The following is a 20,453-nucleotide window of genomic DNA, read 5'->3' as shown; positions in this document are numbered from 1 at the left end:
TTGTCGTTTCGTATAATTAGGTTCATGAATTGAGGGAGGCTCGGTAATGAATAAGCCAAATGAAATGATTGTCGTTCTTGATTTTGGAGGGCAGTACAATCAGCTGATAGCAAGAAGAATTCGCGATTTGGGTGTATACAGCGAATTGTTGCCATACAATACTTCGGCAGAGCGACTGCGGGAAATAGCCCCTAAGGGCATCGTTTTCTCCGGCGGTCCTTCCAGTGTGTATGCAGAAAATGCACCGCAAATCGACCCTGCTGTTTATGACATCGGTGTACCGATTTTTGGGATTTGTTACGGAATGCAATTGATGGCGCACACGCTCGGCGGAAAGGTAGAACGTGCGGCTAAACGCGAATACGGGAAGGCAGACGTAAACTTCGCAGAAAATTCGGCGTTAACAAAAGGCCTGGAGTCGAAGCAAACGGTATGGATGAGCCATGGCGACCATGTCGTAGAGCTGCCGGAGGGATTCGTCGTCGATGCATCGACGGAGCATGCTCCGATCGCTGGATTCGCGAATAAGGAGCGCCGGTTGTACGGCGTCCAATTCCATCCGGAGGTACGCCACTCCGTGCGTGGCAACGAAATGATCCGCAACTTCCTGTATGAAGTATGCGGATGTGCAGGCAACTGGAGCATGGAGACGTTCATCGAAGATACGATTAAGGATATTCGTGCTCAAGTCGGCGACAGCAAAGTACTTTGCGCATTGAGCGGCGGGGTTGATTCCTCCGTTGTTGCGATGCTCATTCACAAGGCGATCGGCGACCAACTGACATGCATGTTCATTGACCACGGACTGCTGCGCAAAGGCGAAGCCGAGAGCGTAATGGAAACTTTCGTTGGCAAATTCGACATGAAAGTCGTCAAGATCGATGCGCGCGAGCGCTTCTTGTCCAAGCTGGCCGGGGTGGATGATCCTGAGCAGAAACGGAAGATCATCGGCAACGAATTCATCTATGTATTCGAGGAAGAATCGAAGCAGTTCGATGACTTTAAATTCCTTGCTCAAGGCACGCTGTATACGGATATCGTAGAGAGCGGCACGGCGACGGCCCAGACGATCAAGTCTCACCATAACGTCGGCGGCCTGCCTGAAGATATGAAGTTCGAGCTCGTTGAGCCGTTGAAGGCTTTGTTCAAGGACGAGGTTCGCAAAGTGGGCGAGGAATGCGGCCTGCCGTCGGAAATCGTATGGAGACAGCCGTTCCCTGGACCGGGTCTGGCCATTCGCGTATTGGGCGAAGTTACGGAGGACAAGCTGAAAATCGTCCGCGACTCTGACTACATTCTGCGTGAAGAGATCGCCAAGGCAGGTCTTGACCGCGAAATTTGGCAATACTTCACGGCGCTTCCGAACATGAAGAGCGTTGGAGTTATGGGCGATGCCCGGACCTACTCCTACACTGTGGGCATCCGCGCGGTAACTTCCATCGACGGTATGACCGCCGACTGGGCGCGCATTCCATGGGATATCCTCGAGAAAATCTCGGTACGTATCGTCAATGAGGTGGATAACGTCAACCGCATTGTGTATGACATTACATCGAAGCCACCGGCGACGATTGAGTGGGAATAATCTAGTGACACCTTACACATCCCAAAACGTTGATTTTACGCCATATTAGTAAAACTCAAATGAATTTAGGAGACCGAAATTCATTTGAATTGTCTCCAAGATTGTCGCCAAAAACTCTCACCGAATCATTGTCGGTGGGGGTTTTTATTTAGTCGTTAGCCGGTTGAGTGTATGGAATGCGCGAAACATAGTGAAGATGCCTAGGGATTTCCTTTAGGTATATTTCTGATCGATCGGCTTCACCACGGTGGCATGGTGTATGATATGGTAAGTGACTGTCGAATAAAAGGATTTACGGCTAGAGTGTGGAACAAGTTTGTTGGAATAGGTAAGGGGCTATAAAGCTTTTTAGAAGTGCTTCTGTAAACAATATAAGTTAGAAGGAAAATTGGAGGTTTACAAATGACAAGTGCAACACAACGTGCCGAATTACAATCTCAAATCTGGAAAATAGCCAATGATGTCCGTGGCTCAGTAGATGGATGGGATTTTAAACAATATGTTTTAGGAACGCTTTTTTATCGATTTATTAGTGAGAATTTTTCTAGCTATATGGAAGCGGGAGACGAAAGCATCAAGTATGCAGAACTTCCTGATGATATTATAACGAAAGAAATCAAAGAGGATGCCATTAAAACAAAAGGGTATTTCATATATCCGAGTCAACTGTTTGCTAACATCGCGAAAACCGCCAACACGAATGATAGTTTGAATACCGATTTGGCTGCTATATTTTCTGCTATTGAAAATTCAGCAAATGGTTATCCATCTGAACTAGATATTAAGGGATTATTTGCTGACTTCGACACGACAAGCAATAGACTGGGCAATACTGTAAAGGATAAAAACAGCCGTTTAGCTGCTGTCATTAAAGGTGTTGAAGGGCTTAATTTTGGCAATTTTGAAGATAGTCAAATCGACCTCTTTGGTGATGCCTATGAGTTTTTAATCTCTAATTATGCTGCCAATGCAGGTAAATCTGGAGGGGAGTTTTTTACACCGCAGAGTGTGTCTAAGTTAATTGCTCAATTGGCAATACACAAGCAAACCTCCATTAATAAAATTTATGACCCAGCAGCCGGCTCAGGTTCACTTTTACTACAAGCAAAAAAACAGTTTGATGCTCATATTATCGAAGATGGTTTTTACGGACAGGAGATTAACCATACAACTTATAACCTTGCTCGTATGAATATGTTTTTACACAATATAAACTACGATAAATTTAATATTGCTCTAGGAAATACACTGTTAGATCCTCAATTTGGAGATGAAAAACCTTTTGATGCGATTGTATCGAATCCACCTTATTCCGTAAGTTGGATTGGTAGTGATGATCCAACGCTTATTAATGATGAAAGATTTGCCCCTGCAGGCGTATTAGCGCCAAAGTCCAAAGCTGATTTTGCCTTTGTTCTGCATTCGCTTAGTTACCTTTCAAGCAAAGGTCGTGCTGCTATCGTTTGTTTCCCTGGTATTTTTTACCGAGGTGGTGCAGAGAAAAAAATTAGAAAGTACCTAATTGATAACAACTTTGTTGAAACGGTTATTGCATTAGCACCTAATCTTTTCTACGGAACTTCCATAGCGGTTAATATCTTGGTTCTTTCTAAGCATAAAACCGATAATAAAACTCAATTTATTGATGCAAGTGGCGCAGATTTCTATAAAAAAGTAACCAATAATAACATACTTACAGATGAACACATTGAGCAAATCATGAAAATGTTTGACAGCAAAGAAGATGTTGACCATGTTGCAAAATCCGTTGATTATGATGCAATTGTTCAAAATGATTACAACTTATCTGTAAGCTCATATGTGGAAGCAAAAGACACAAGGGAAGTTATTGATATAAATCAGCTGAATGCAGAAATAAAAACGACTGTAGCAAAGATAGAGCAACTTCGTGCTGAAATTGATGACATTATTGAGGTGATTGAATCGTGATTAAGCCGAATTATATAAAGAAACTACTTGGTGGGGTTGAGGTTGAGTGGAAAGCATTAGGGGATGTTACATTACCAACTTCCAATATTAAGTGGAGAGAGACAAAGGATACTTATCGGTATATTGATTTAACTTCAGTTAGTCGCGAAACAAACAGAATAATTGAGACAACTGAAATATCCGCCGAAGATGCACCAAGCAGAGCCCAAAAATTAGTAATAGAAAATGATGTTATTTTTGCAACAACTCGGCCTACCCAGCAACGAGTTTGTTTGATTACTGAAGAATTTTCCGGAGGAGTTGCTAGCACTGGTTATTGTATCTTAAGAGCCAGAATAAATGAAGTTTTACCTAAATGGATCTATCATTGTATTACTTCATCTGAATTTAAAAAGTATGTAGAAGAAAATCAAAGTGGATCAGCATATCCAGCTATTTCTGATGCGAAGGTCAAAGAGTTCAAAATCCCCATTCCATCTCTTAAAGTGCAAGAAGAAATCATCCGTATTTTAGACTCCTTCTCAGAGCTTACAGCAGAGCTTACAGCAGAGCTTACAGCAGAACTTACAGCTCGTAATAAGCAATATACCTATTACCGTGACAAGTTGTTAACTTTTGAAGAGGGTGAAGTTGAGTGGAAGACGTTGGGAGATGTAGGCGAATTTACACGAGGCAAGAGATTTGTAAAAACCGACATGCTTTCAGAGGGTTTCCCATGTATTCATTATGGTGAAATGTATACGCATTATAATATCTGGGCGGAAAAAACAAAATCGTTCGTTAGTGATGATTTAGCTTCAAAGCTAAGAATTGCAGATTATGGTGATGTGGTAATTGTTGCTGCTGGTGAAACGATTGAAGATATTGGAAAAGGCACTGCATGGCTTGGTAATACAGGGGTTGCTATTCATGATGCTTGTTTTTCGTATAGAAGTTCTTTGAATCCTAAATATGTTTCATACTTTACACGAACCAAGCAATTTCATAATCAAATTAAAAAACATATATCTTCGGGGAAAATCTCGGCGATTAATGCGAATGGTTTGAGTAAAACAATAATCCCCATCCCACCCTTTGAAGAACAAGATCGGATCGTATCTATTTTAGACAAATTCGACGCCCTCACATCCTCCATTACCGAGGGTTTGCCTCGTGAAATAGAGTTGCGTAAAAAACAATACGAATACTATCGTGATATGCTGCTTTCATTTCCCAAAAGTGAGGTAGAATAATAGTATGGGGAAGAGTTTAAATGAGATTGCACAACAGTTAGTAGATAATAATAAAAAAGTTCAGCTGATTTATGCTTTTAATGGAACTGGTAAAACTAGGCTTTCAAGGCAATTTAAGTCATTAGTTGAACCTAAACTAGATGGTGATACAGAGTTAGAGGAATTAGAAGTAATAGATAAAAAAGTACTTTATTACAATGCGTTTACTGAAGATTTATTTTATTGGGATAATGACTTAGAATATGATACTGAACCAAAACTTAAAATCCATCCTAATTCTTTTACAAGATGGATTTTTGAAGAACAAGGACAAGATAGGAATATTATTTCTAATTTTCAACATTATACTGACGATAAATTAACCCCACATTTTAATGAAGAATATACTATCAAAGATAGGGATGGTAATACTGTAACAATAGGAGCTTTTACAGAAATAGTATTTTCATATGAGCGTGGTAATGATGAGCATTCAAATAACATTAAAATTTCAAAAGGTGAAGAGAGTAACTTTGTATGGTGTGTTTTTTATACTCTACTTCAACAAGTTATTGCTGTATTAAACGAAGCCGAACCCAGTGAGAGAGAAACAAATCAGTTTAACCAGCTGGAGTATGTATTTATAGATGATCCTGTAACTTCATTAGATGATAATCACCTGATTGAATTAGCAGTAAATCTAGCAGGATTAATAAAATCATCTGCATTAACAGACCTTAAGTTCATTATTACCACGCACAATCCTCTTTTTTATAACGTGTTGTTTAATGAATTTAGTAATTCCGATAGAAGTACAGGTTACAACAGTCGTAGACATTTTAAATGGTATAGACTAGAAAAGAAAGAAGAGGGTACTTACGAACTAATAGATCGGCTTAAGGATTCACCATTTTCTTATCATCTTTTCCTAATAAATGAAATCGAAAAAGCTATTGAAACTGATCAAGTTTATAAATATCATTTTAACTTTCTTCGAAATATTTTAGAGAAAACTGCCACTTTTTTGGGGTATTCTGATTGGACAGAATTGTTGTTACCTGTTAAAGGAAATCGGGATGCATATGTAAAAAGGATTCTAAACTTATCCAGTCATTCAAAGCATTCAGCTGAAGAAATTGTTGAGCTAACAAGTGATGACAAAAATGTTTTAAGACATCTTATTAGTGAAATTAATGAAATATATAGGTTTAAAAAAATTAATTAAGGGGGGAAATTAATGAGCGACTACAAACCCATCGCAGAATCGAATAATTTTATCGTTTTAGATAAATATACCAAAATAGCAGAACAAGGGGTTGGCTATCAAACGGAAGCTAATTTAGAACGTGAACTCATTCAAGATCTAGTGAATCTTGGCTATGAGCATTTGCCTAATTTAACCTCTCCTGAACAGATGCTTGCGAATGTTCGCGTGCAGATCCAAGACCTTAATAAAACGCAATTTTCAGATGCCGAATGGCTTAGGTTTTGTGAACAGTATTTAGATAAACCGAGTGACAACCACGTTGATAAAACCCGTAAAATACATAATGATTATATTTATGACTTTGTCTTTGATGATGGGCATATTCAGAACATCTACCTAGTAGACAAGAATAATATTGCCCGTAATAAGGTGCAGGTTATTTCCCAATTTGAACAAAAAGGAACGCAGGCTAATCGATATGATGTTACGATCTTAGTCAATGGCTTGCCGTTAGTACAAGTCGAGCTTAAAAAGCGGGGGATTGCGATTCGCGAAGCCTTTAATCAAGTTCATCGATACAGTAAAGAGAGTTTCAATTCTGAGAACTCTCTATTTAAGTATTTACAGATTTTTGTGATTTCTAATGGGACAGATAGCCGTTATTTTGCGAATACGACGAAACGTGACAAGAATAGTTTTGATTTCACGATGAATTGGGCCAAAGCGGATAATATCTTAATTAAAGATATAAAAGATTTCACAGCTACATTTTTTCAGAAAGACACTTTATTGAGTGTACTACTAAAATATTCCGTATTTGATACGAGCGACAACATGCTGGTTATGCGACCTTATCAAATTGCCGCGGCAGAACGAATATTATGGAAGATTAGGAGTGCATACCAGGCCAAAAAATGGAGCACCATTGAAAGCGGAGGGTATATTTGGCATACAACAGGTTCGGGGAAAACGCTTACGAGTTTTAAAGCGGCTCGTTTGGCAACTGAATTGGATTTTATAGATAAAGTCTTTTTTGTTGTAGATCGAAAAGACCTAGATTATCAGACGATGAAAGAGTATCAGCGTTTTTCTCCTGATAGTGTGAATGGTTCGGAAAGTACCGCAGGATTAAAACGTAACATAGAAAAAGATGATAATAAAATTATTGTGACGACGATTCAAAAACTGAATAATCTAATGAAAAACGAAACAGAGTTACCTATATATCATAAGCAAGTAGTATTTATATTTGATGAAGCCCACCGTTCACAATTTGGTCAAGCTCAAAAAAATATCAAAAAAAAGTTTAAGAAGTTCTATCAATTTGGATTTACAGGTACGCCTATTTTCCCGGAAAATGCGTTAGGTTCTGAAACGACTGCTTCTGTCTTTGGTAGAGAGTTACACTCTTATGTCATTACGGATGCTATTAGAGATGAGAAAGTTTTAAAGTTTAAAGTAGATTATAACGATGTCCGCCCTAAGTTCAAAAGTATTGAAAAAGAACAGGACGAGAAAAAGCTATCGGCAGGTGAAAATAAAGAAGCATTACTGCATCCCGAACGGATTAAAGAAATATCTCAATATATTCTGAATAATTTTAGAATAAAAACCCATCGTTTGAATGCGAATGGAAAAGGTTTTAACGCCATGTTTGCTGTGAGCAGTGTTGACGCAGCCAAATTCTACTATGAAACATTAAATAATTTACAACAGGAAAGCAGTAAACCTCTAAAGATAGCGACAATTTTCTCCTTTGCTGCTAATGAGGAGCAAAATGCGATAGGTGAAATTCTGGATGAAACTTTTGAACCTTCAGCAATGGATAGTAGTGCAAAAGAGTTTTTAAGTTCAGCCATAAAAGACTACAATGCGATGTTTAAAACCAATTATGGCGTAGAAAGTAAGGAGTTTCAAAATTATTATCGTGACCTTGCTAAACGAGTAAAAGACAAAGAGATCGATTTGTTAATTGTTGTTGGAATGTTTTTAACTGGTTTTGATGCACCTACACTAAATACTCTTTTTGTTGATAAAAATCTTAGATACCATGGTTTAATACAAGCTTTTTCGAGAACAAATCGTATTTATGATTCCACCAAAACCTTTGGAAATATTGTTACTTTTAGAGATTTAGAACAAGCAACCATAGATGCCATTACTCTTTTTGGGGATAAGAATACTAAAAATGTGGTACTGGAAAAAAGCTACAAGGAGTATATGGAAGGATTCTCTGATGTGGCAACGGGTGAAGCCCGTCGTGGTTATTCAGATGTAGTAAGAGAATTAAAGGAACGCTTTCCCAATGTTGATGAGATTGTTACTGAGAAGGATAAGAAAGAATTTACTAAACTATTTGGTGAATATTTGCGTATCGAAAATATTCTGCAGAACTATGATGAATATTCAGCTTTAAAAGCGTTACAAACAGTAGATGTGACTGACTCTAAAGCTTTAGAAGACTTTAAGGCTACTCACTATGTAACGGATGAAGATATAGCTGTTATGCAAGAGACTCAAGTGTTGGAAGAAAGAGCCATTCAAGATTATCGTTCTTCGTATAATGATATTCGTGATTGGTTTCGTCGTGAAAAAGCTGGAAATGAGAAAGGAAATGCCTCTATTGATTGGGATGATGTTGTCTTTGAGGTAGATCTTCTGAAATCCCAAGAGATTAACTTAGATTACATTCTTGAACTTATTTTTGAGCATAACAAAAAGGTGAAAGATAAAGCATTCTTGGTTGAAGAAGTTCGCCGCTTAATTCGTTCTAGTGTAGGAAACCGTGCCAAAGAAAGCTTAGTTGTTGATTTTATCAACCAAGCTGATTTAGATAGTATTCAAGATAAAGCAAGTATTATCGAGGCTTTCTTTTCATTTGCTCAAACTGAGCAAAAACGTGAAGCAGAAGAGTTAATTAATACTGAAAAACTTAATGAAGAGGCTGCGAAAAGATATATTTTAAATTCTTTAAGGAGAGAATATGCAAGCGAAAACGGAACGGAGCTTAATGAAATTCTTCCTAAAATGAGTCCTCTTAATCCTCAGTATTTAACGAAAAAGCAGAGCGTTTTTCAGAAAATCTCTGCCTTTGTAGATAAGTTTAAGGGAGTGGGAGGAAAGATTTAATAATCTAAAATAGCGGTTGAATATCAAAATATTGGGATTTGCTTCTAAAGGAACAAAATTCAATGGTGATGGTGTAGAATTATTTCAGTCTACATCATCATCTTTTTATTTATCGCTTTTTTAATTTAGTAAAGAGTTAATCGTAGATAAAAGGTTATTAGACTCAAGGCGTTATAGTTCGGAAAGGCCCACTAGGAAAATATATTTCGCAAGAATTACAATCGGAAGAACCACACGAAAACAGTTGATCGAAAACGGGTGCTTGCATTAGATGATGATTCACTCGAAGTGTTGCGTGATGGAAAGAACGACAAGCACAACACGGAAATATGTATTTCATTTTCTCCTATGATGGCTTACCCATGATTAAATCAACGATTACTCGAATAATTGCTCGTTATGCGAAGCTTGCAGGTGCTCCAGTAATACAGGCAAAAGGACTACGTCATTCTCATGTAAGCTTTCTCATCAATGAGCACATTTGTGGCGTGGGATTGATGATGCTGTTGCCGAATCAATGGCAGGCATTATTAATATTTAAACTGCAACTAGTAAGCAATTTACATTTGTCGGTAATCAAACGGTGAAACGAAACGAATGTCGCCAAAACTGTCTCCAAGGTAGTGGAGACACCGTAGAAAAAGTGATAACAACAGGCTTTATAAGCCCTACCCGCACGGTTGAGTGGGAGTAAATACGAATAAAGACAGAGTAAAAAATAACTCTCTTTTATTTGCGTGATTAGCAAATAAAAGAGAGTTTCTTTATGCTAAAAATCATTGGAACGATTTGAATAAGTTCAGGAATTATATTCTATCGACAGGCTCTTATTTGTGCTGTCCCAAATAATCTTTGCACCAAGAATGGAAGGAATCTCCCTGGCTTTGATGTAGGATGATCCCGAAAGTATTTTGAATTCCTTAATGGTAGTGCCGTTGATTGTCGGAGCTTTTTTGGAACTGTCATAGCCTGCTTTAACCCCGAGTAAATCACTGGTAGACCGTAATGGCACGTAGACGCTCCCTTCTATCATACGTCCTGATGTTGCAACCTTGCCATTGACGGTGACCGGTATTTCCTGGTAGAGTGTTTCCCTTTGAGAAGGGGGGATGTATGTTACGATGACATAGGCTTCCTCCTGGACGTTCAATTCAGGATCTGTTGGAGAAAGAACAGTAATGTCATGCTTCCCGGTTATGGAACCAAGCGTAACGGTTACCGCAGCTGTTCCCAATCCGATTGTCCGAATACTCCCTGGGGAATGAACTTTAAGAATCTGAGTGTCCGTAGATTGCCACGTCACCATTTCGGTGACATAGGCCGTGTCGCCGTTATCGAAATTAGCCAGAGCATTCAATTCTATGCCTATATCTACGCTAACCTTGAATGGATCTGCAGTTGGTGGGAGAGTACCCCTGACGACGTCAATGCTTTTCGGAATGTCGACGAGGATGTCCGCAGATGTTGCGGCAAAGTTCTGAATAGCTTTTCCTGAATGATCCTCCAATAGGGCAGATTGGATTTTGATGGAGGTATTTTGACTTGAGATGCCTTCCTTTACCGTAAGAAAAAATGATACAAAGGCTTCGTCAGAGGTAGCTCGAATAAGTTTACCGTTATTAGCGGATACGGATATGGTCACTTCTTTCCTGCCATCAGTAGGATCGATATCCATAGGATATGGAGTCTCAATACTATAATCATTATTGCTAGAAGGAATGAAAAAGGTGTCACCTCTCCATACATCCATTCCAAGGGTTTCGTCAAAACGTATGTTACCATCCGTCGTAAAAATGCTTTCGTCATAGCTTAAAATAATTTTTGCCGCTCGCAGTCCCATGTCATCTGGAAGCTCCTTAGTAGAGATTCTTACCCCAACCATGACACTTTGTCCGGGAATCAGGCTCGTATAGTTGCTAATGACGTCTAAGGATATCTTCTTTGAATCTGCTGCCATGGCCGTATTTGCAAGGCAGCCCAGCAGCATGAAAAGTGCAAGCAGCGCTGCAATGAGTTTCTGGTTGATCACGTACATTTCATAACCCCCATTATCCATTAAATGATATATTTGTAATATCGGCAGCATTGAAACTTTAAATAAGAACACGCCTTGATCTTTTGCGTGACGCTGATTTTATTGTTCTATTTTTTTAATGCGATTAAGTTTTGTATTTCAATAATTAAGCAATTAATTATAACCCTGTCCTAAAATTATGCTACCTAAGTTATTTTTGTTCATTTCAATGAAACAAGAATTTCGCAATTTAGCTTACAAGAAATGTCATCGCGTAAACGTCTAATTACATCTTTAATGACGAGAGGAGTTTGTAGGTGAGAGCGATTTGAATAACGGAAAAATACCGAAGGAAGCGATTCGAGCATTAAAAGTTGTAGAAGAGTTGCTTGGCAGTGAGGTAGTCGCGGTATATCTATTTGGTTCTGCCGTAATTGGTGGCTTGCACATTAACAGTGATGTAGATGTCCTAGTGGTCGTAAATCATAGTTTAACCGAATTGACTCGAAGAAAACTGACGGACAGACTGATGCTTATATCTGGAAAGATAGGAAATATAGATTCTGTGAGACCACTTGAAGTCACGGTGATCAACTATGGAGATGTTGTACCCTGGCGTTATCCGCCAAAAAACGAATTTATCTATGGTGAGTGGCTTAGGGATGAGTTTGAGAAAGGACAAATTCAGGAACCAACTTATGACCCTGATTTGGCTATTGTTTTAGCAAAGGTAAGAAAGGATAGCGTTGCTCTTTTTGGTCCGGATGCTTCAGATATACTTGCCCCCGTGCCAATGACAGATATTCGCAGAGCGATTAGGGATTCTTTGTCGGGGTTAATTGAGGGTGTCAAGGGTGACGAACGTAACGTAATTTTAACCTTGGCGAGAATGTGGCTGACATCGGCTGTTGGTGAAATCTCACCAAAAGATGTGGCTGCAGAATGGGCCATATCCCGGTTGCCTAAAGAACATGCGGCTTTACTTGATTTGGCTCGAAAAGCCTATCGGGGAGAGTATGTTGATAAGTGGGAAGGACTGGACTCCGAGGTGGCAGCACTCGTTAATCATATGAGAAATTCTGTAGAATCTTATCTTAGTAGCTGAGTATGGTCTCAGACAAGCGATAACAATGCATGCAGATATGCAGCGCTGAAGAGTAAAAATTTTCGCAAATCTGAATTGAGTTAAAGCATTAGGCAAATGACACGCAGGTAAGGACAAGAAATGTAGAAAAATGATTAAAGAACCGTTCGGGGCGTTCAGCTTTGGGTGGTTCTTAGTACTCTTTTTGCTTGAGAAAGCGAATTTTGTCAATTTTAAAATAATACTGTCGAATAAAATTTAACAAATCACGAACAATTGTAGTGATTGGTTAAAAAAACATTCGCTTTTTCTGTTGACAAGCTGAGACTTCAAGCCTAGAATAAGTCATGTAATAAGTCTTTGAAACAAGACTTGTACGGGAAAATTCGACAAATTCAAATAGATGCTTTTCGTATAATTCCGGGGATTGGCCCGGAAGTCTCTACGAGGTCACCGTAATGATCTAGCTACGAAAAGAAGAACGCGGAACATGCTATCAGATGGAATTCTGGGTGGAGAATGCTTTATTCATGACACGGTCGGTTGGCCACATGTCATTGAAATTTCTACCACAGACCATCGTCTGAAAATGCGGTTCTCAGTATCTTCTGCTCAGCACGGGACCCGGGGATGGTAAACTCACTCCGGGCTTTTTGTCGTTCCCGACTCAATTTAAGGAGGAATTATAAACCATGGATCGGTTCTTTAAGCTTAAGGAACACGGCACAAATGTAAGAACGGAAATTATTGCAGGTGTTACAACGTTCATGACGATGGCTTACATCCTGTTCGTGAACAATCTGTTCTTGGGCCCGGGTGGTGCGGGTATCCCTTCAGACGGTGTATTTTTTGCTACTGCGGTTGGTGCGGGTCTGATTACGATCATCATGGGATTGTTCGTTAACATTCCAATTGCGCTTGCCCCTGGTATGGGTCTGAATGCGTACTTCATGACCGTCGTTCTCAGCTCTAACGGAGCAATTACATGGCAAGCGGCTCTGGGTGCTGTCTTCATCTCAGGTATTATCTTCCTGATCCTTACGGTGACGAAAATTCGTCAAATGCTCCTTGTGGCAGTGCCAGAAAGCATTAAGTCTGCCATTACAGTCGGTATCGGTCTTTTCGTAGCCATTATCGGTTTCAAAATGAGCGACCTCATCGGTATTAAATTGAACGGCCCTGTTGAAGACTTTACGCATCAGGTGCCAGGAAGCTTTTTCAACTTGGGACTTGGCGATTTCGTACACAACTCGGGTGTGCAGTTAACATTGATCGGTCTAATCCTGATCGCCATTCTTATGGCGCTTCGCGTTAAAGGCGCATTGCTGATCGGTATCGTGGCAACGACGCTGATCGGTATTCCAATGGGTGTGACCAATGTTAGCGGACTGTCCGGTGCAAGCTGGTTCCCGAATGTAAATGAGCTGGCTGTCGGCAAGCTCGACATTATGGGCGCGCTCAAGCTGGGATTGTTTGAAATCGTATTAGTGTTCACCTTCGTTGAATTGTTCGATACGTTTGGAACTTTGGTAGGCACAGCAACGCGTGCTGGACTGATGAAAAATAAAGAAGAAGGCGAGAAGAAGATCGGTAAAGCGATGCTGGTTGACGCTGCTGGCGTTAGTGCCGGTGCGGTTCTCGGTACGAGCACGATCACTTCTTATGTTGAAAGTACGGCTGGTGTTGCCGAAGGCGGACGTACCGGACTTACAGCTGTAACGACAGGCGTATTGTTCCTGCTTGCGCTGTTCATCGCTCCTCTTGCAGGCGTGGTGCCTTCCGCAGCAACAGCGCCAGCACTGATCATCGTTGGTGTGCTCATGATGGGTCAAGTCCGCAATATCGAGTGGGACGATTTCCTTCATGCATTCCCTGCGTTCCTGACGATTGTACTTATGCCGTTTACAGGCGGTATCGCAAACGGTATTTCGGCTGGTATTATCTCGTATGTTGTTCTTGGCGCATGCAGCAACATTTTTACGACGAAGAAGGTTAAAGTTCACTGGTTAATGTGGGTGCTCGCAATACTTGTACTTTGCCGCTATATTTTCCTGGGAGCAGAATAACGAATTTTGCAGTATCATATTGCATTTAAATGAGACTGGCCACTTTAGTGGCTGGTCTTTTTTCATGGAGTTTTTTATGAAGCGCCTTTCGCAACTGCCTCGGTTACCCAGCCTCTCAGCTATGCAGGCCCATTTGTTGTGAATCTATTAATGCAGTCATAATCTTTGAATTCGTACATATATTTGGTACAAACATATGATTTATTTGCTAGGTATTATCAACGAGTGTTGGCTCAACCAATCCCGTATGAGGTGAAATAGGACATGCCAAGTCGTGCTATGCGGGCAGTTTTACTGTTCGTGCTCGGAAGTTTGCTGTTTGTAGTACTGCCGCCAGGGGTTCATGGGTTTAATTCTTCACTAGGGGTCAACGCATTTTATTCGCTTTATGCCCCGCTCGGGAGTGGTGCACTAAGTACGTTCCACGCTGCATCACTAGTGGGTCCGCAAGGGGAGGAGCTTCAAGCTCCAGACCATAATCTTGTGCAGAATCCGGGGTTTGAGCAGGGAAGTTCGGAAGTGCCGGAAACTTGGGAGACGAATCGCTGGCAACAAGAAGAAGGAATCAGCGAATTCGGAGTCAGCCAAGATGATGCGCATGCAGGAAATCGAGCTGCCTGGATTGAGAGTTCACAGCCGGATCATGCCAAATGGGTTCAAAGCATCCCGGTTGAGCCAAGCAGTTATTATGTGATTTCTGGCTGGATTAAAGTGCTGCGCCTCGGGGACGGTGAGATTGGAGCCAACTTGTTCCCGCTTGGGGTTGGCGGGATATTTCCACATATTAATGAGTCTTCTTCCGAGTGGAAAAAGGTACAGTTTTACGGAATAACCGGGCCGCAGCAAAAAGAGCTCAATATCGCCGCAGCCATCGGCGGATATGGGAGGCTTAATTCCGGTAAAGCCCTGTTTGATGATGTGAGTGTTGAGAGAATCGACTATTTGCCAGAGGGTGCTTCACTCCTGCCGCTTGACACGAGTATGGATTTACAGCTGCAGTCTGTAGCAGATGGTGGGAGTGGTGGTGTTGCGGCGGGCGGCGGGGAATTGGCAGATGAGGCAGAAGCGGCAGAAGATGCGGCGAATATAGCAGCCGCAGAGGGAAGAGAGCAGGTACCGGTATTGCCGATCATGATGTGGTCAGCCGCATTCAGTTTGCTCTTCGCTTGGTTATATCAAAAAATGATCCGTCAGAGTCATCCCCTGGATCGCCGTAATTTTTATGAACACTGGATAGGTGTTGCGCTTGCTGCGGGGTTTTTGCTGCGTATTTGGATCGGGCTGATCGTACGCGGTTATGAGACGGATATGAACACGTTTATGGGCTGGGCCCAGCATGCGGTGGCACGGGGCTTGGCTGGATTTTACACAGAAGGCATTTTCGCCGATTACCCGCCCGGTTATATTTACGTGCTGTATATTCTTGGCTTGATTCGCGATTGGTTTGGCTGGGATTTCGGTACGCCAGGCGCGATGCTGCTCTTCAAGCTCCCTGCGATCGTTGCTGATATTGTTGCCGGCTATCTCGTTTACCGTGCGGCTCATCATAAATTCGGCAGCAAGCTTGGCTTGGCCCTCTCCATGCTGTATTTGTTCAACCCCGCTGTAATTGTCAATTCCGCCGGCTGGGGACAGGCAGATGCGTTTTATGTATTGTTCCTTATCAGCTCCTTGACGGCTCTAAGTGAACGCAGGCTGGAGCGTTCAGCAATATGGTTCGCGATTGCTGCAATCATTAAGCCGCAGACTTTTATTTTCACTCCGGTATGGCTGCTTGCCCTGATTTATTTTCGGTCATGGAGGCGTACCGCTGTTAGTTTACTGCTGGGTGCAGCAGTATTTAGCCTGCTTGCCCTCCCGTTTTTTTGGAACAATGGAGGGGTTTCCGGGCTCATCGATTTATACAAAACAACACTGGCATCATATCCGTATGCCTCGGTAAATGCGTTTAATTTATATGCGCTTTTTGGCCATAATTGGGCCCCCCTCGATCATCGTTGGCTGCTGCTGTCCTTTCGTACGTGGGGAACGCTGTTTATCTTAGGGGCCGTGGCCTATGCCTGCTACATTTTTCTGAGAAAACGCGGACGAGACTTGTCCAAATTGTATTTCATTGCCCTCTCGCTAATTGCCATCATGTTCGTTCTGGGCACTAAAATGCATGAGCGCTATATGTTCCCAGCCTTGCTGCTGTGCCTGTTCAGCTTCATTCAGTCGCGAGACCGCCGGCTGCTCTACGTATTTCTTGGATTCAGTCTGACTCAGTTCATTAATGTAGCTTACGTTCTGGGATATTTGAATTTAGGTACAAGTCCGGACGATGACGGTATTTTACTGCTTTGCTCTCTTACTAACGTATGTTTGCTAGTATATATGCTGTATTTAGGCTTCCAAATCTATGTGCGAAGAAGACGGCTGCCAATCAAGCCACGAGATGAAGAGGAGCGGGAAGCTTCCGACGCCTTACTGCTGAAAGGGCTAAGGCCCCCTAGTTCACGAGAGGCTGACCAACACATTCGACTTCAGAAAAAAGACTGGCTATGGATAGGGCTCGTTACTGCGCTGTATACAATAGTTGCTTTATTTCAATTGGGTTCGGCCCGGGCACCTGCTACAGAGTGGAGGCCAGGCGCACCGACTAGCTTTTACGTTGATTTCGGTGAAGTTAAAGCTGTGGAAAGGGTGAATTATTTCGGCGGAGTTTCCGTAGGCAAGCTTAGGCTGGACTTCGGAAACACACCGTATGAATGGGGGGAGCCGGTTAACCTCGAGGGGGAAGTTGGGGACGTCTTTGCCTGGAAGAGCCAGCCTATTGAAACTGAAGCGAGATATGCGCGGATTACGGTAGATGAAGCGGGCTTATCTTTGCATGAGATGGCTTTTTATGAAGCCGGAAGCCGTAGGCTGATCCGTATAACGGGCATTTTTGATGATGCCGGTGAAACAATGGCAGTCGAAGAGTATGCTTCGTTATTTGATGAACCGTCCACAGCTAGTTATTCTCCGAGCTTTTTAAACAGCACTTATTTTGATGAAATATATCATGCAAGAACGGCATATGAATATTGGCAGCAACTGCCGCCGTACGAGACGACGCATCCTCCGCTTGGAAAGCTGCTCATTGGAGCAGGCATACAATTGTTCGGCCTCAATCCTTTGGGCTGGCGCATTGTTGGAACATTGTTTGGCGCAGCGATGCTGCCGCTCATTTATCGGTTTGCTCTCCAGTTATTTTCGCAGCGAAAATTTGCTGTTATGGCTATTGTGCTTATTGCCGCTGAGTTTATGCATTTTGCCCAGACTCGTATAGCGACAATTGATGTTTATGCCGTATTTTTTATCCTGCTGATGTTCTACTGGATGAATCGCTATCTCCGTATGAGTTTCTTTAAGCAACCTTTGGGAAGGACGTTCGTTCCGCTGTTTTGGGCGGGCCTATTTTTCGGAATCGGGATATCTGCGAAATGGATCGTGTTATACGGCGGTGCGGGTCTAGCTGTCATGTTAGCCATTTCCTTGTTTACCCGGTACAGGGAATATGCGGCGGTCAAACGTAAACTCAGTGCAGCAGGTGAGAATGAACAAACGGAATATAGCGATTTATATCTGGACATTGAAAGTACATTTGCGAGGAAGATAATTCTTACTTTAAGTTCTTGTGTCGTTTTCTTTGTGCTGATCCCCGCTTTAATTTACACATTAAGTTATATACCTGCATTAACGGCGACGGAAGAAGGTTTTACGATCGGAAGCTTGATTCAAGCTCAAAAAGATATGTTCGATTATCATAGCGGACTCGTGGGAAGTCATCCCTTTGCTTCTTCTTGGTGGGAATGGCCGTTAATGAAAAGACCGGTATGGTTCTATAGTGCGCAAGGCGAAGCCGACGGTCTGGCCTCGGGGATCGTATCCAGCATTGTAACTATAGGCAATCCGCTAATATGGTGGAGCGGGATTCTCGCCATGGCAGCCACCTTCTGGCTTTCCATAAAGTGCAGAGATCAGGGGAAATATGTGATTTGGATTGCATTTCTCGCTCAGTACGTTCCGTGGATGCTCGTTACCCGCGAGACATTCCTGTATCACTATTTTGCCATGGTGCCGTTTCTGATTGCAGCAATTGTGTACGTGGCGAGTTTTGCCGAGAAGAAATGGCCGAAATTCAAACCCATAAGGTATGCGTACCTCGGGGCAGCTGTAGCGTTGTTCATCATGTTTTACCCCGTACTGTCAGGCATGGAGGTGAACGCGGATTACGTTAAGTATGTTCTAAAATGGTTCCCGACATGGGTATTCTAAATAGCTGATATTTGTGACTGGTCAGATGCCGTTTAATTTAAATGCGTCCTAGTTCAATATCAAGAACGGAAGAGGCAGTTCAGAAATTAAGGAGGGCAGTTATGGAAATCTGCTGCAGTGTTGTCGTGCCGATGTTTAATGAAGAGGAAGTAATCGAGCACACGTATACCCGTCTAAAACAGGTTATGGATTGTACAGGGGAAGGATATGAAATTATTTTCGTAAATGATGGAAGCCGGGATCGGACTGTGGAAATTGTCGCAGCGATCTGTCAAAAAGATCCCCATGTTAAACTGGTCCAATTTTCCAGAAATTTTGGTCATCAGGTAGCGATCAGTGCTGGAATGGATTATGCATCAGGCCGCTGCGTTGTCATTATTGATGCGGATTTACAGGATCCTCCCGAGTTAATTTTAGAAATGATCAGCAAATGGAAGGAAGGCTATGAGGTTGTTTACGGTAAACGGATTAAGCGTAAAGGAGAGAGCGTATTTAAAAAAGTGACGGCACTACTCTTTTACCGATTGCTGGGCAGCATGACCCAGGTGGATATTCCGCTCGATACCGGAGATTTTCGTCTCATTGACCGGAAAGTGTGCGAAGTGATGAAGGGATTAAAGGAGAAAAATCGTTTCGTTCGCGGACTTGTCGGATGGGCCGGCTTTCGGCAGACGAGCGTGGAGTACGTACGTGATGAGCGTTTTGCGGGCGTAACCAAGTATCCTCTGCGAAAAATGATATCGTTCGCCGCAGACGGAATTACTTCTTTTTCACATAAACCGTTAAAAATTGCTTCATATATTGGCGTTATTCTATCGATCTCAAGTTTTGTTTATTTGTTCGTTGTTTTGTTTCAGAAGTGGTTTGAAATCGGGACTGTTCCCGGCTGGGCATCGATCGTTGCGATTAATTTGTTCTTTAACGGGATCGTTCTGATGCTGCTTGGCGTGATGGGCGAATATATTGGAAGGATCTATGATGAGTCCAAGGGAAGGCCGTTATATATCGTTTCCGATACACTTGGTTTTCAAAACAAGGGGGAAAGCGTCATTGTTAAGCCTTCCTATGTGCCAGAAGGGATGAGGGAACAGGTGGAAGGGTATGCCGGATAAAGGATGGGGGCGCCTTGCGGTTCAATTTTTGAAATTCAATGCAGTGGGGCTTGTGAACACCGTTATTGATTTCGCTTTATTTTCGCTGCTGCTTTTTTTAGGGATGGCAAGTGTATGGGCCCAGGTTGTATCTTACACCGCCGGTACAGCGAACAGTTTTGTGATGAATAAAAAAATTACTTTTACCGAAAAGTCAGGATCGCCGAAAAACGGGATTGTTAATACTTTGCAGTTCGTTCGGTTCGGAGCTCTAAATGTGGCTGTTCTTGCTTTAACGTTGTTACTGCTGCATCTGTTTATTTTTGTGGGTGGAATACCGCCGCTGACAGCGAAGCTAATGGTTACTGGATTTACGGTTATTGTAAATTTTTATGGGAACCGGAAGTGGGTGTTCACCAAGCAGGCTTATTTACAGGAAGAGTAGAAGATGCTGTCCTTTTTATTAGATGAGAATTTAATCATAGCAAATAACTAATAGATAGGCATATGCGTAGAGGAAGATCAATAAATTATATTGAGGAAGTGTGATTATTATCGTATTGGAGTGGGGCTAATGAGGAGCAGGGCCAGGACAGTTATTACTGCGACGCTGGTTGCCGGATTAACACTCGGCACAGGGAACAGTGCATTTGCAACGGTAGATGGACTACAAGAAAATTTAAACGAACCGGAAATTGAGTCGCTCGGGTGGTGCCCAGCTCCAACACCGACACCGAAGCCAACACCGGAACCAACGCCAACACCGACAGTGACACCGGAGCCAACACCAACACCAACACCAACACCAACACCAACA

General features: G+C 42.1%; 12 protein-coding genes and 1 riboswitch. Of the genes, 11 read left to right on the top strand and 1 reads right to left on the bottom strand.

The window, feature by feature from the left end; translation table 11 throughout:
* Window positions 1-46 precede the first annotated feature (46 nt).
* From guaA to G358_RS0100055, 5 genes are all read left to right on the top strand, one after another.
* Window positions 47-1,585 (top strand): glutamine-hydrolyzing GMP synthase, encoded by a 1,539-nt coding sequence (gene guaA / locus G358_RS0100075; protein ID WP_019635148.1) that lies wholly within the window; start codon window positions 47-49, stop codon window positions 1,583-1,585.
* 402 nt (window positions 1,586-1,987) lie between these two features.
* Window positions 1,988-3,535: a type I restriction-modification system subunit M gene (locus G358_RS0100070; protein WP_019635147.1), complete on the top strand. Its 1,548-nt coding sequence runs from the start codon at window positions 1,988-1,990 to the stop codon at window positions 3,533-3,535.
* Window positions 3,532-4,767, top strand: a complete 1,236-nt coding sequence (locus G358_RS0100065) for a restriction endonuclease subunit S (RefSeq protein ID WP_019635146.1) — start codon at window positions 3,532-3,534, stop codon at window positions 4,765-4,767. Before G358_RS0100070 ends, G358_RS0100065 begins: the two co-directional genes overlap by 4 nt.
* A 4-nt stretch (window positions 4,768-4,771) precedes the next feature.
* Entirely contained in the window at window positions 4,772-5,971 is a 1,200-nt protein-coding gene (locus G358_RS0100060) for an AAA family ATPase (protein WP_019635145.1), read from the top strand.
* 12 nt (window positions 5,972-5,983) lie between these two features.
* Window positions 5,984-9,082 (top strand): type I restriction endonuclease subunit R, encoded by a 3,099-nt coding sequence (locus tag G358_RS0100055; protein WP_019635144.1) that lies wholly within the window; start codon window positions 5,984-5,986, stop codon window positions 9,080-9,082.
* 799 nt (window positions 9,083-9,881) lie between these two features.
* On the opposite strand, the gene G358_RS0100050 is transcribed toward G358_RS0100055, so the two are convergent.
* On the bottom strand, window positions 9,882-11,117 hold the full coding sequence (locus tag G358_RS0100050; RefSeq protein WP_019635143.1) for a hypothetical protein: 1,236 nt from the start codon (window positions 11,115-11,117) through the stop codon (window positions 9,882-9,884).
* A 307-nt stretch (window positions 11,118-11,424) separates the two neighbouring features.
* On the opposite strand from G358_RS0100050, the gene ant(9) reads away from it, so the two are divergent.
* From ant(9) to G358_RS33590, 6 genes are all read left to right on the top strand, one after another.
* Complete coding sequence (gene ant(9) / locus G358_RS0100045) at window positions 11,425-12,201, top strand: aminoglycoside nucleotidyltransferase ANT(9) (protein WP_019635142.1); 777 nt, start codon at window positions 11,425-11,427, stop codon at window positions 12,199-12,201.
* Window positions 12,202-12,570: 369 nt separating this feature from the next.
* A riboswitch (purine riboswitch) is annotated at window positions 12,571-12,670 on the top strand.
* 202 nt (window positions 12,671-12,872) lie between these two features.
* A complete protein-coding gene (locus tag G358_RS0100040) occupies window positions 12,873-14,246 on the top strand; it encodes an NCS2 family permease (protein ID WP_019635141.1) in 1,374 nt (457 codons plus the stop codon).
* Window positions 14,247-14,510: 264 nt separating this feature from the next.
* Complete coding sequence (locus G358_RS29170) at window positions 14,511-18,545, top strand: phospholipid carrier-dependent glycosyltransferase (RefSeq protein WP_019635140.1); 4,035 nt, start codon at window positions 14,511-14,513, stop codon at window positions 18,543-18,545.
* A 101-nt stretch (window positions 18,546-18,646) separates the two neighbouring features.
* Entirely contained in the window at window positions 18,647-19,657 is a 1,011-nt protein-coding gene (locus G358_RS0100030) for a glycosyltransferase family 2 protein (protein ID WP_019635139.1), read from the top strand.
* A complete protein-coding gene (locus G358_RS0100025) occupies window positions 19,647-20,081 on the top strand; it encodes a GtrA family protein (protein ID WP_019635138.1) in 435 nt (144 codons plus the stop codon). The genes G358_RS0100030 and G358_RS0100025 overlap by 11 nt, the downstream gene beginning before the upstream one ends.
* A gap of 129 nt (window positions 20,082-20,210) precedes the next feature.
* Window positions 20,211-20,453: hypothetical protein (locus G358_RS33590; protein WP_205621499.1), on the top strand; the 243-nt coding region annotated here is incomplete at its 3' end.

Source organism: Paenibacillus fonticola DSM 21315, assembly GCF_000381905.1.
In the GTDB taxonomy this organism is placed as follows: Bacteria; Bacillota; Bacilli; order Paenibacillales; family Paenibacillaceae; genus Fontibacillus; species Fontibacillus fonticola.
This window is presented reverse-complemented; position numbering and strand designations above follow the sequence as displayed.